This is a genomic window from Aeromonas sp. A35_P (assembly GCF_002259925.1).
In the GTDB taxonomy this organism is placed as follows: Bacteria; Pseudomonadota; Gammaproteobacteria; order Enterobacterales; family Aeromonadaceae; genus Aeromonas; species Aeromonas dhakensis.
In genome coordinates, this window is the sequence record NZ_NEVB01000031.1 from 1 (window position 1) to 12,191 (window position 12,191).

General features: G+C 61.5%; 12 protein-coding genes. 5 read left to right on the forward strand and 7 right to left on the reverse strand.

All coding sequences use genetic code 11. From position 1 onward, the window contains the following. The 3 genes from CAK78_RS02720 to dusB form a co-directional block, all read right to left on the reverse strand. Nucleotides 1–303: transposase (locus CAK78_RS02720; protein WP_141214098.1), on the reverse strand; the 303-nt coding region annotated here is incomplete at its 3' end. Nucleotides 304–605: 302 nt separating this feature from the next. Next, a complete protein-coding gene (fis, locus tag CAK78_RS02725; protein ID WP_005309538.1) occupies nucleotides 606–902 on the reverse strand; it encodes a DNA-binding transcriptional regulator Fis in 297 nt (98 codons plus the stop codon). Between the two features lie 25 nt (nucleotides 903–927). Further along, on the reverse strand, nucleotides 928–1,893 hold the full coding sequence (dusB, locus tag CAK78_RS02730; RefSeq protein WP_005309541.1) for a tRNA dihydrouridine synthase DusB: 966 nt from the start codon (nucleotides 1,891–1,893) through the stop codon (nucleotides 928–930). A gap of 290 nt (nucleotides 1,894–2,183) precedes the next feature. On the opposite strand from dusB, the gene CAK78_RS02735 reads away from it, so the two are divergent. The 4 genes from CAK78_RS02735 (at nucleotide 2,184) to CAK78_RS02750 (ending at nucleotide 7,009) form a co-directional block, all read left to right on the forward strand. Further along, nucleotides 2,184–3,590: a TolC family protein gene (locus CAK78_RS02735; protein ID WP_254924692.1), complete on the forward strand. Its 1,407-nt coding sequence runs from the start codon at nucleotides 2,184–2,186 to the stop codon at nucleotides 3,588–3,590. Between the two features lie 73 nt (nucleotides 3,591–3,663). Then, on the forward strand, nucleotides 3,664–4,668 hold the full coding sequence (locus CAK78_RS02740; protein WP_094696291.1) for an HlyD family secretion protein: 1,005 nt from the start codon (nucleotides 3,664–3,666) through the stop codon (nucleotides 4,666–4,668). Beyond that, nucleotides 4,668–5,804 carry an ABC transporter permease gene (locus tag CAK78_RS02745; protein WP_094696292.1) on the forward strand — a complete coding sequence of 379 codons (1,137 nt, stop codon included), beginning with the start codon at nucleotides 4,668–4,670 and terminating at the stop codon, nucleotides 5,802–5,804. Before CAK78_RS02740 ends, CAK78_RS02745 begins: the two co-directional genes overlap by 1 nt. Continuing rightward, nucleotides 5,801–7,009 (forward strand): ABC transporter permease, encoded by a 1,209-nt coding sequence (locus CAK78_RS02750; RefSeq protein ID WP_094696293.1) that lies wholly within the window; start codon nucleotides 5,801–5,803, stop codon nucleotides 7,007–7,009. Before CAK78_RS02745 ends, CAK78_RS02750 begins: the two co-directional genes overlap by 4 nt. 59 nt (nucleotides 7,010–7,068) lie before the next feature. Here CAK78_RS02750 and CAK78_RS02755 read toward each other — a convergent pair whose 3' ends face one another. The 3 genes from CAK78_RS02755 to CAK78_RS02765 form a co-directional block, all read right to left on the reverse strand. After that, nucleotides 7,069–7,704: an SDR family oxidoreductase gene (locus CAK78_RS02755; protein WP_094696294.1), complete on the reverse strand. Its 636-nt coding sequence runs from the start codon at nucleotides 7,702–7,704 to the stop codon at nucleotides 7,069–7,071. 124 nt (nucleotides 7,705–7,828) lie between these two features. Next, complete coding sequence (locus tag CAK78_RS02760) at nucleotides 7,829–8,683, reverse strand: DnaA ATPase domain-containing protein (RefSeq protein WP_094696297.1); 855 nt, start codon at nucleotides 8,681–8,683, stop codon at nucleotides 7,829–7,831. Nucleotides 8,684–8,751: 68 nt separating this feature from the next. Further along, a complete protein-coding gene (locus tag CAK78_RS02765) occupies nucleotides 8,752–9,429 on the reverse strand; it encodes a DnaT-like ssDNA-binding domain-containing protein (protein WP_094696295.1) in 678 nt (225 codons plus the stop codon). A gap of 355 nt (nucleotides 9,430–9,784) precedes the next feature. Here CAK78_RS02765 and CAK78_RS02770 point away from each other — a divergent pair, with 355 nt between their 5' ends. Then, complete coding sequence (locus tag CAK78_RS02770) at nucleotides 9,785–10,756, forward strand: response regulator (protein ID WP_094696296.1); 972 nt, start codon at nucleotides 9,785–9,787, stop codon at nucleotides 10,754–10,756. A 72-nt stretch (nucleotides 10,757–10,828) separates the two neighbouring features. Here the strand turns inward: CAK78_RS02770 and CAK78_RS02775 are convergent. After that, the coding region (locus tag CAK78_RS02775) for a peptide MFS transporter (RefSeq protein WP_254924694.1) at nucleotides 10,829–12,191 on the reverse strand (1,363 nt) is incomplete at its 5' end.

Genomic DNA, 12,191 nt, shown 5'->3' on the forward strand with positions numbered 1-12,191 from the left:
GTCAGGGATAGCCTGGTCCAGGGAGAGTTTGGCAAACAGACGCATTGAGGCAATTTCGTAGAGTGCGTCCTCCATGGCGCCGTCGCTGAGGTTGTACCACTGCTGCATACAGTGAATGCGGAGCATGGTATCGAGTGGGTAGGGACGACGCCCGTTACCAGCTTTGGGATAGACGGGTTCGATGACCCCCAGCATCCTTGGCCATGGGAGCACAGCCTCCATGCGAGCCAAGAATATCTCTTTACGGGTTTTACGGCGTTTGCCATTGAACTCGCAGTCCGCGAAGGTGAGCTGGTGACTCATGCTGAACCTCATCCCTGATGCCAAGTGGGGTTCATGATCTCACATCAAGGACTTTTTCGCACTTTCCTTAGCTCCATTCAATGGGAGGCAACGTCGACATTCGTTACTTCGTGATTCACAGGGGCCATGATCGTTCAACTGCACCAGAATACGCAGTGTGACTCTGTCATCAATGAGGTATTTCATTTCTGAGCAGCTCGGCTTAGTACGGCAAATGTGGGTTCAAGTGTGGGTTCAAAACTAAAAAAGCACTTCCAGTTAAATGAAAGTGCTTTTGTTTTCAGTTACTTAGCTGTTATGGCTTAGTTCATGCCGTAGCGCTTGAGTTTCTTGCGCAGAGTACCGCGGTTGATCCCCATCATCACGGCAGCGCGAGTCTGGTTGCCACGGGTGTACTGCATGATCACGTCCAGCATGGGAGCTTCGACTTCGGAGAGAACCATATCGTACAGATCAATCACTTCCTGACCGTTCAACTGGGCCAGGTAGTTACGCAGGGCCTGTTGCACAGAGTCACGCAGGGGGCGCTGGGTCGGCTCGGCAGCGTGATTGTGAGTAGTTGTTACCAATGCATCAGAAGTCAGGGTTTGTTCGAACATATTCGGTCGGCTCTTTAGTTATGCGTTAACCTAATCCATCGAAATACGCTTCGAGTGCCTCGAGTTGTGCATCTGCACAATCCAGGGCATTGAAGTGCTTACGGAATTCTCGGCCCGTCTCTTCTTCATCCAGATACCAGCCCACATGTTTACGGGCAATGCGCGCTCCCAGATATGCACCATAAAACTGGTGCAGATTGGTGACATGCTCGTTCATCAGGGTGCGAACCTCTTCCCTGTCGGGAGGTGGCAGCTTGGTGCCCGTCTCAAGAAAATGACGGATTTCCCGGAAAATCCAGGGTCGTCCTTGCGCAGCACGGCCGATCATCACGGCATCAACACCGGTATAGTCGAGGACATACCGGGCCTTCTCCGGGCTGTCTATGTCGCCATTGGCGACAACAGGAATCGATACGGCCTGCTTAATCGCCCTGATAGTGTCGTACTCCGCTTCGCCCTTGTAGAGGCAGGCACGGGTACGACCATGCACGGCGAGGGCCGCGATACCGCAATCTTCGGCGATTCGGGCGATCTCCTCGCCATTGCGGTTATCCGGATCCCATCCTGTGCGGATCTTCAAGGTGACAGGCACGTCCACTGCGTCCACCACGGCCCGGCAGATGGATCTGACCAGGTCTGGTTGGCGCAACAGGGCGGAACCTGCCAGCTTCTTATTCACTTTTTTTGCCGGACATCCCATGTTGATGTCGACGATCTGAGCGCCCTGCTCCACGTTGTAGCGGGCGGCAAACGCCATCATCTCGGGGTCGGCTCCGGCAATCTGGACCGATCGCAAGCCCCCTTCAGCAGAGTGATCCATTCTCATCCGGGTTTTCTGGGTATCCCAGACATCCGGGTTGGCCAGCAGCATCTCGGAAACGGCCATGCCGGCACCCAGCCGCAAACAAAGTTCACGGAATGGTCGGTCTGTTACACCGGCCATGGGAGCCACGATCAGGGGAGTTTCAAGCGTGTGGGGACCTATCTGCATTCCACGGTTACCATCGGCTTAGGGCGGCGTATATTACGCATTTTTTAGTCAGGAGAAAAGGTTAGTATTTGAGCGTCAGCCATCTTTTTCTGAAAAAAACGTCGCGCCAATGCTTGCAAAATCAGGAGTGCTTGAAAATCGGACAGATTGTCGGAGCAAAGCGGCAGGGCCAATTGGATGAGGGGGGCCATGATTTGCCTGTCCCCATCCCGGACGGGTTTGCGTTATGATAGCGAGCTTGTATCGAGCAAAGACTCCAAACAAATTCATTACAAACAGATTGGGGACGTATGACGGCAAGGTTCATCAAATCTCTCTACCCGTGTCTGCTTGGCACCATGCTGGGCTCGGCCCAGGCTCAGACGGTCAGTTTCAGCGAAGCCTGGAGCCGGGTCATTCAACAGGATGACGGACTGGCTGCGGAACAGGCCGGGGTGGAGCGGGCGCAACAGCTGCGCGAAGCCGCCAAGGCCATGTATCTGCCCAAGGTGGATGTGGGGGCCAGCTACACCCATCTTGATCAGCCGATGGAGCTGGACATGATGGACCTCAACCCCATCGCCAGCCATCCCGAGCTGGGTCAGATATTGGCTCCCCTCATGCAGAAGTTTCACCTCAGTCCGGATGATTTTGTCACACCGCTGACCAAGCAGAACGTGGTGACCAGCTCGGTCAAGATGCTCTGGCCGCTGTTTACCGGTGGCCGCATCGATGCGGCGCAGGACATTCGCCAGGCCCAGGTGAGCGAGGCGCAGCAGTTGCTGGTGCTCAAGCAGCAGTCCACCTTCGAGAGCCTCTCCCAGGCCTATTTCGGGGTGGTGCTGGCAGGGCAGGTGGTGCAGACCAAGCAGGAGATCGAACAGGGGCTGGCTCACCATCTGGAGCATGCCAAGAAGCTGGAAGCCCAGGGCCAGATCGCCCGGGTTGAGCGCCTCTCCGCCCAATCGGCCTATGACCGGGCCCGTATCGATACCCAGAAGGCGCGTCGCAGCCTGGAGATTGCCCAGCTGGCCCTCGGTCATATGCTCAAGCTCAAGCAGGCGGAACCCAATACCCAGCTCTTCATCAATCAGCAGATGCCCGAGCTCGCTGACTTTGTGCAGGAGACGCTGGCAGTGCACCCCGGTCTCAAGCTGCTGGCAGCCAAGAAGGAGCAGGCACAGGGGATGATCAAGCTGGAGAAGGGCAAGTACGCCCCAGAGCTGTTCCTGTTCGGCAACTACAACCTCTACGAAGATGACTCCATTGTCTCCAAGACCACCCCGGACTGGCTGGTCGGGGTGGGTGTCAGCATGCCGCTGGTGAGCCGTGACGGCCGCTCCGAGACGGTACAGGCGGCCAAGAGCGCCGAGCTGCAGGTCAATCTGTTGCAAGCCAAGACCCGCCAGGATCTGGAGCTGCTGGTCGAGAAGACCTGGCGTGAGGCGGCGCAGGGGCTGGAGGAGTTCCAGTCGCTCTCTTCCACTCAGGCGCTGGCCGAGGAGAACGTGCTGCTGCGGGACAAGGCGTTCGGGCAGGGGCTCTCCACTTCCCTCGATGTGGTGGATGCCCGCAACCAGCTGGCCGGGGTCAAGACCCAGCGCGCCGCTGCCGCTTATCAATATGTCGTCTCGCTGGCGCGTCTGCTGGCCCTCTCCGGGCAGATGAACAGTTTCAACCAGTATCAACGCGGGCAGGTGATCGAGGTGAACTCATGATCGCGACTCGCTCCGCTCCCATTTTCATGTCTGTTTCGACCGCCAAGGGTCGCCCGTTTGCCGAGGTGAATTCATGAGTCATCCCCCCATCAAGAAGAAGATGAGCCAGGGCAAGCCGCTGCTGCTGCCATTGACGCTGGTGCTGCTGGTCATCTGGCTGGGCTGGCGTTTCTGGTTGGCCTATCAGCCCGAGCCGGTACGTCTGCAGGGTCAGATCGAGGCGCAGCAGTACTCCGTTTCCTCCAAGGTTGCGGGTCGCATCGACGAGGTGTTGGTGAAGAAGGGGGATCAGCTGGCCAAGGATCAGCTGGTGTTCACCCTGGCAAGCCCCGAGATCGAAGCCAAACTGAGCCAGGCCAAGGCGGGTCAGGCCGCGGCCGGCGCGATGGCCGAAGAGGCCGAGAAGGGGGCGCGCGCCCAACAGATCGCCGCAGCCAAGGATCAGTGGCAAAAGGCCAAGGCGGCCGCCTTGCTGCGCGGCAAGACCTATGAGCGCATCGCCAGCTTGCACCGGGATGGCGTGATGCCGCTGCAAAAGCGCGATGAGGCCTGGACCGCCTGGCAGGCGGCCAAGTACAGCGAAGGCATGGCCTGGCAGCAGTATCAGATGACCCTGGAAGGGGCGCGGGAAGAGACCAAGATCGCGGCCCGTGAGCAGGCCAAGATGGCGGCAGGTTCGGTGGCGGAAGTGGAGGCCTACCTGGCCGACACCCGCATCAATAGCCCCCATACGGGTGAAGTCTCCCAGGTGCTGCTGCGTAGCGGCGAGCTGGCCCCGCAGGGTTTCCCCGTGGTGACTCTGCTCGACATGAGCGATGCCTGGGCCCAGTTCCACGTGCGCGAAGATCTGCTGCCCCGCTTTGCGCTGGGCACCGAGTTCGATGCCCGCATTCCCGGTCTTGGCGAGCAGACTGTGCGTTTCAAGGTGACCCATGTGGCTGTGATGGGGGATTTCGCCACCTGGCGTGCCACCGACACCCGCCAGGGCTTCGACATGAAGAGCTTCCAGGTGGAGGCGCGCCCGCTGCAGCCGGTCGAGGGGCTGCGGGTCGGCATGAGCGTGCTGGTTGAGCTCTGATGGGACGCGAATGGCGGTTGTTGTGGCAGGATCCGTTCGGCCGGGCGCTGGCCAGCTGGTTGCCCCTGCTGCTGATGGGGATCCTCTGCTGGATCTTCTCTGCCGGGTTGGCGCGGGATCTCAAGGTCGGCCTGGTGGATCTGGATCAGAGCGTGCTGTCGCGCCAGCTGGCCTATTCGCTGGATGCCTCCGCCGGGCTCAAGGTCGCGCGACAGTTCGACTCCATCGCTGAAGGGGCCAACGCCCTGCGGGGAGGCGACATCTACGCCCTGGTCGTGCTGCCCGATCATCTCGAGCGGGATGCCAGGCAGGGTACCCAGCCGCGGGTGACCGTGTTCAACAACGGCCAGTTCATCCTGATCGCCAAGCTGGTCAACTCGGCGCTGGCCCAGGTGGTGGGAACCCTCAACGGCCAGGTCGGCGTGCTGACGGCGATGGCCGACGGCAAGGCGCTGCCCGGGGCGCTCGGCCAGGCAGTGCCCATCAACAGTCAGGTGACGGCGCTTTACAACCTCAATGCCAGTTACGCCCAGTTTCTGCTGAGCGCCATCCTGCCCGCGGTGTGGCAGATCCTGGTGGTGCTCTACGGACTCAATGCGCTGGCCCGCACCGATCGGCTGGGACTGGACTGGACCACCAAAGGGGTCTGGTTCGGGCTCTGGCGAACCCTGCTGCCCCACGTGCTGATCGGCTGGGGCTGGGGGCTACTCTGGACGCTGCTGCTGTTCAAGGGCTTTGCCTATCCCATGCACGGCAGCTGGCTGGTGCTGACGGTGGGGTTGGGGCTCGCCTCGGCCGCCTGCGTCAGCATGGGAGCCTTCTTCTACGCCGTCATCCGGGATCCGGCCCGCGCCCTGTCGCTGGCGGGGGCCTACACGGCGCCGGGGTTCGCCTTCATGGGCGTCACCTTTCCGGTCAGTGCCATGGGGGATTTCGCCCAGTTCTGGCGCAGCCTGCTTCCCATCTCTCACTATGTCGAGCTGCAGATAGGCCAGACCAACTACGGTCAACCGCTGGCGGCAGCGCTGCCCCAGTTCGGTGCCCTGCTGCTGTTTCTGCTGCCCCTGCTGCTGGTCGTGCGCCGTTACCGGGCACAGGCGAGCGCGACCCAGCCACAAGAGGAACTCAAGCCATGATGGGATTCCGGGATCTGCTGCGCCTCGAGCTGCGCACCCTGCTGGCGGACAGGGCCATCATGCTCACCCTGTTTGGCGGCGTCTTCTTCTACTCCTTCCTCTACCCGCAGCCCTATCTGCACCAGCTGCCGCGGGAAGAGGCTGTGGTGGTGGTCAACGAGGATGGCAGCCAGCTCTCCCGTCAGCTGGAGTTCATGGCCGATGCGACGCCGCAGGTAAAACTGGCGGCCCGGGCCAGCTCGCTGGATGAGGCTCGCCAGCGGATGATGGCCGGTGAGGCGAGCGGGATCCTGCACATCCCCAATCACTTCTATCGGGATCTGATGCTGGGCAAGAGCGTGACCCTGAGCTATGCCGGCGATGCTTCCTACTTCCTGGTTTACGGCACCATCGCCGAGGGGCTGGCCCAGGCGGGCGGCACCCTGGCCGCCCAGGTCAAGGTGGCCAGGCTGCTGAGTCACGGCGAGGCGCTGCCGCAGGCGGCCATGGGCTGGAATGCGGTTGCGCTCAACGTGTTGCCGGTGTTCAATCCGACCATGGGCTATGTGAACTACGTGGTGCCGGCGGTGTTCGTGCTGATCCTGCATCAGGTGCTGCTGATGGGCACCGGCATTCTGGGGGCGACCCAGAACCAGCGCAGCCAGCGCGGCGAGTCAGGCTATTGGCAGGATGCGCCCGTCCTGCCACAGCTGCTGGCCCGAACTCTGGTGGTGGGGGGGCTGTTCGTGCTGCCGGTGAGCTACTTCTTCGGCTTCTGCTTCGATCACTACGATATCGCGCGTACCGCCGAGCCGGCCGCACTCTGGCTGTTCACCCTGCCGTTCCTGCTGGCCACGACCTGGTTTGGCGTCGCGCTGGGGGCCCTCTTTACCCGGCGCGATCTGCCGACCCAGGTGGTGCTTGTCTCCTCCCTGCCGCTGGTCTTTCTGGCCGGCTTCATCTGGCCGCTGGAACTCATTCCGGCGCCGCTCAACTGGCTGGCCCAATGGGTGCCGAGCACCCCGGCCATCGAGGGTTTTTTGCGTCTCAATCAGATGGGGGCGGGGTTTGAGCAGGTTGCTCGTTACTGGTGGCAGTTGTGGGGGCTGGCGCTGCTGTATGGCGCCCTGGCGTGCCTGCTGCTGGGTTGGCGCCAATCCCAGAGGCGAACGGTTCGTCCGGCCGCGCCGGCGCGGGATGCTGTGAGCGAGCCCTCCGCCGGTTAGGGGGGCCCCGAAAGTAAAACGGTCAGCCCCTGGGCTGACCGTTTTGCTATGGCGCTGGCTCATGCCCGGCTGAGGCTTGGGTCGCCGATGGCGTAGATCTGGCCTGCTGCCGCCTCGTCGGTCAGCAGACGCAGCCCGCAGGCGGCGACGTCGGCCCGGCGCACCAGACCGTGCATCTCCTTGCCTTGGCTCAGCACGGCCGCACCGGTTGCGATGCCATCCTGCAGGCCGGCCGGGCGCAGTATGGTCCACGCCAGCGTGCTGGTCTGCAACCAGCTCTCCGCTAGACTTTTTAATCTGACCTCGTGCCCGAAGGCCGCCCGCGCCCGCTCGGGCAGATATTGCCAGCTGTCGCCGCAACCGAGGGAGGTGACCAGCAGCAGGCGCTTGAGCCCGGCCCGCTCCATCTCGTCGATCACCTGGCGGTTGCCCAGATAATCGACGGGCTCAACCTGGCGAAAGCTGCCGAGAGTGGAAATGGCCTGCGCCCCGTCACCTGCCAGCCGGCAGGCGGCTGCTACCGCCTGCGGGTCTAGGGCATCGCCGCTGACGACGTCAACGTCCAGCGATTGAAGTTCGGCGGCCATGTCGGCATGGCGCACTAGGGCGACGACCCTGTGGCCAAGTTGCAGCGCTTGCTCGGTGAAAGCGCGGCCCAGCCCGCGGCTGGCTCCGAAGATGAGTGTGGTTGGCATGGTGCGGCTCCCTTGAGTGAAAGGGCTAGCCTAGAGGGCGGAAGAGATGTTGTAAATGAGAGTTGTTTTTATTTGTCTGACAGGAGAGAAAACGGTGAGCCGGAGACACCCGGCTCACGCAGCATCAGCCGTTGTAGTGGCCGATATTGGGACGACGGCTGGGGCCACTCAGGTGGATATCCACCGGGTTGAACGCCTTGATCGCCTCGAAGCTGAAGTTGCCGATGGCCTGATGCAGGCTCTGGGGGCTGTGGTTGGTGATGAGGATGACGCTTTTTGAGAGGTTGCGGCGACGGCGCAGCAGGTGGCCGAGGAAGCTGGACTGGCTCTCCGCCATCTTGGCGCGATTGGCCGCCACCTCGTCGATGATCAGCAGGTCCACCTCTTCCAGGGCGCGCCGGTACTGGTTGCGCTCCTCCTGATCCTGGATGACGTTGAAGAACAGCCGATCAACGATGGAGGCCCACTGCTGGAAGATCACCGACTTCTGGTGGCGTTCGATCAGCTCGTGCGCCACCGCGCCGGCCAGGGTCGACTTGCCGGTGCCGTAGTCGCCATAGATCAGCATGCAGCCACCGCCGCTCTTCTCCCAGTGTTCGAAACCGCTGATGAAGTAACGGGCCGTCTCGATGGGGTATTGCAGCGCGGGGTCGCCGGCATCCATGCGCTCGAACACCCAGTCCGGGTTGAGGTCGGCCTGGGCGATCAGCTTCTGGATCCGCTCCTGGCGCGCCACCTTCTGCAGTTCGCGAACCTCGGCGTTGGCCTTGGCGTCGTACTCCTTGCGCAGGGTTTCATAGTCGTACTGGCTACCACCGGTCTGGGCCTGCAGGCGACGAATGCGCTCGAGCAGGCCGCTGACATGGCGGCTTAATTCGGGGTCGTGCATCCGTTGCTCCTGCTTGGCCTTGGCGATCTTCCGGCGTTTGGCCTCGATCTCTTCCAGCTCCTGGCGCAGGGGATCGTGCGGATCAGTCATGGAGTGCTCCTTCTGCTCGGTCTGGGTGGGGACTGGGGTCTGATTTTGCCTGTTGGCAGGGGCCTTCTTCAATCATTATCCGGCTCCTGGCGCTGCACGGCCAGCCGCTTGGCCTCTTCGATCATCTCTTGCGCCCGCTTGCTCGGGCCCGCCTCCACCGGCTCCGGGGTGACTTGCTGATAGCCGGTCACGCTCATCGGCTGGCGGCGAGCGTAACGGCGGGTCTTGAGGGCGCGAATGAACTTGAGCATCCACTGGTGCTGGGAGTCGAACACCTCGGGCCGTCCCAGCCAGTAGGCGATGAACTCGCCGAGATCCTCTTCGCTGTAGCTGGCATCGATCACACCGCACAAACGGGCGAGGGCGGGCAACTCTTCATCCGGGCGCCACTGCAGGTGCATCTGGAAGGGGCGCTCCGGCAGGGGGCTGCGTATCCGCTGGGTCAGCAGCGGCAGCTGGAACGGGCACTGATGGTAGTGCTCACTCTCGGTCTGGCTCTCGACCTGCAACAGGCCGGCTTCCATCAGCTCGTCAAACAGTTCGGTCAGCTGGCGGGCATTGACTTGAAAGGAGAAGCCGCTGGGATCGCCCGGGTCGACCACCGCCAGCGCCCGCCCAAGCTCCGGATAGTTGAGCCTGGCCAGCTGATTTTCCAGCACCAGCCGACGCAACTGCAGGGTATAGAGGCTGCGGGCAGGGTGGGACAATCTGGGGTGGGCGAGGGCGCTGTATTCGGCTGGGGTCATGGCATGCTTCATCGACGAAATTGAGGGGCATTATCCCCCATGGCGGGGCTGCATACAATTGATGGTGGCTAGGGGGAGATGCAGCAGGGCGGGGCGCAGCCGATCTCTGCCCGCGCGAGACAGGGGGAGTGATTGTCTCCCTATATCCCTCTTGCTGGGCCGAAGCGATGCCAGCAGGACAAGGCGGGTTTTCGAGCGACATCATTACCTGCTTGATTTCAAACAGTTGACGGTCTAAATAGCTATCTGGCATAGCTTTAATGGAGATTATTCTATCATCCGATTGGTCAGTGCAGTCGGTTATGGTCTAGGCTTGAAGCTAAATAACTGGTTGACTAATAAGAGCTTTATCAAGATGTCAAAAGCCGGATTACGGATCCTGGTGGTGGAAGACGAGGTCGTTTTTCGCCACTCTTTGGTAAATTATCTCGAGCACGATGGTGCCTGCGTTTACCAGGCAGAAGACGGTATTGAAGCTCTCTCCGCCGCCGCGCTTTACCACCCCGATGTTGTCTTGTGCGACCTGAACATGCCCAACATGGATGGCCATGAGGTCATCGCCTGTCTCTCTGCCCGCTATCCCCATATCCCTGTCATCGTCATCTCGGCCCAGAGCAAGATGGAGGCAGTCGAGCGGGCGCTGCGTGCCGGCGCCCGCGACTTTCTGCTCAAGCCCATCTCGGACTTCGGTCAGGTGCGCCGCAGCATAGAGCAGTGCCTGGCGGCCAACCACGGCTATGGGCAGCAGCTGGAGTTGATGGATCACATGGATTTTTTCCGCGAGCACGACAAGGCGGCCACCCGGTTGCTGGCCTGGCTGAAGCCACCCGGTCTGCAGGAGTGGGGGCCCTGGCAGGTGACCTTCAAGGGGATGGGCAACCTGTTCATTCCCGATACCTTCAAGGTGGATGACAAGCTGCTGGTGCTGGTGATGGAGCTGCCGGTGCTCGGGGTGGATGCGGCGTTTTGCGGGGCCTTGGTGCGCTCCCTGATGAACGGGCCCTATCGCCAGTTTCAGCGCGGCGAGAGCCTGTTGCTGACTCAACCCCATCGGCTGCTCGATTACCTCAATCTGCAGCTGATCGAATCCGGCCTGCGCCACTCGTTTGCCATGGCAGCACTGCTGTTTGATCAAGAGGACGGGCTGGTCTTTGCCAATGCCGGGCTGACCTCGCCCCATTGGCTGGTACGCTCCGGAGGGCTGCCGCTCGGCCTGCTGCGCACCAGTCACTATGCCTTGCACAGACGCAGTTGGCATGAGCCGTTTGACCTGCAGTTTCGCAGTGATAGCGGCAGTGCCCTGCATGTGCAGGTTCGACATCATTGAGGCCTTGTCAGACGGCCACATACAAAGAGGGCGCCCATGGGTGCCCTCTTTGTTGCTTACAATCTTGACCGCTTAGACGGCGGCAGATTGCAGCTTCTTGTCGTGTTCCTGCGGCTCTTTGGCCGGGCCTTCGGCACCGTGCATCCAGTAGACCAGGCGGTTGGCCATGGTCAGCAGGATCAGGGCGCTGATGACGGCTGCCAGCGCGATGCCACCGAAGATGGCCATGGCACCGGACTCGCCGACGAAGGAGCCGATAAAGCCGGCGGCATAGTTGGCGAGAGCCACGAAGCCGAACCAGGCGCCCATCATCAGGGAGGCCAGGCGCAGCGGAGCCAGCTTGGTCACCATGGAGAGGCCGATCGGGGAGAGGCAGAGCTCGCCCAGGGTGTGGAACAGGTAGGCGCCGACCAGCCAGAACATGGAGGTCTTGACGGCCTGATCACCACCTTGCTCCAGCACGGCACCGATCATGAACAGGAAGCCGATGGCCAGGAACAGCAAACCCATGGCGAACTTCACCGGGGAGTTCGGCTCTTTCTTGCCGAGCTTGATCCAGATGGCGGCCACGATGGGAGCCAGGGTGATGATGAAGAAGGGGTTCAGGGACTGGAACCAGGCGGTTGGTACTTCGAAGCTACCGATCATGCGGTCGGTATACTCCTGTGCGTACAGGTTCATCAGACCGCCAGCCTGCTCGAAGCCGGCCCAGAAGATGATGGTGAACAGACCCAGCACCAGGATGACCTTGATGCGATCCACTTCCTGCTTGGTCAGCGGGGCTTTCTGCTCTTTGGAGCGCTGCTCGGCGGCGCGCTGGGCGGCCGGCACGCGGCCGATATCACCGAGGAAACGCTGGGCCATGGTGGCCTGTACTACCAGAGAGAGCAGCATGCCGATACCGGCGCTGACGAAGGCGGCTTGCCAGCCGTAGGCGGTGGCGGCTGCGCCACAGATCACGCCGGCCAGCAGGGAGCCCAGGTTGATGCCCATGTAGAAGATGGTGAAGGCACCGTCACGACGGTGGTCACCTTCCTGATACAGATCACCCACCATGGTGGAGATGTTCGGTTTGAACAGACCGTTACCCACGATCAACAAGCCAAGACCTGAATAGAACACTGTGTTGACCATGTCCGGGAACATGGCGTGGGGCAGGGCCAGCGTGAACTGGCCGGCGGCCATCAGCACGGCACCAAACAGGATGGCGCGGCGTTGGCCGAGGAAGGTATCTGCCAGCCAGCCGCCGATGATCGGGGTGATGTAGACCAGACCGGTATAGATGCCGTACAGCTTGAGGGCATCGGCTTGGGTCCAGCCCATTCCGCCGTTGGCAGTCATGTCAGTCAGATAAAGCACGAGCACGGCCCGCATGCCGTAGTAGGAGAATCTTTCCCACAGTTCGGTACTAAAGAGCAAAAAAAGCCCTTTAGGG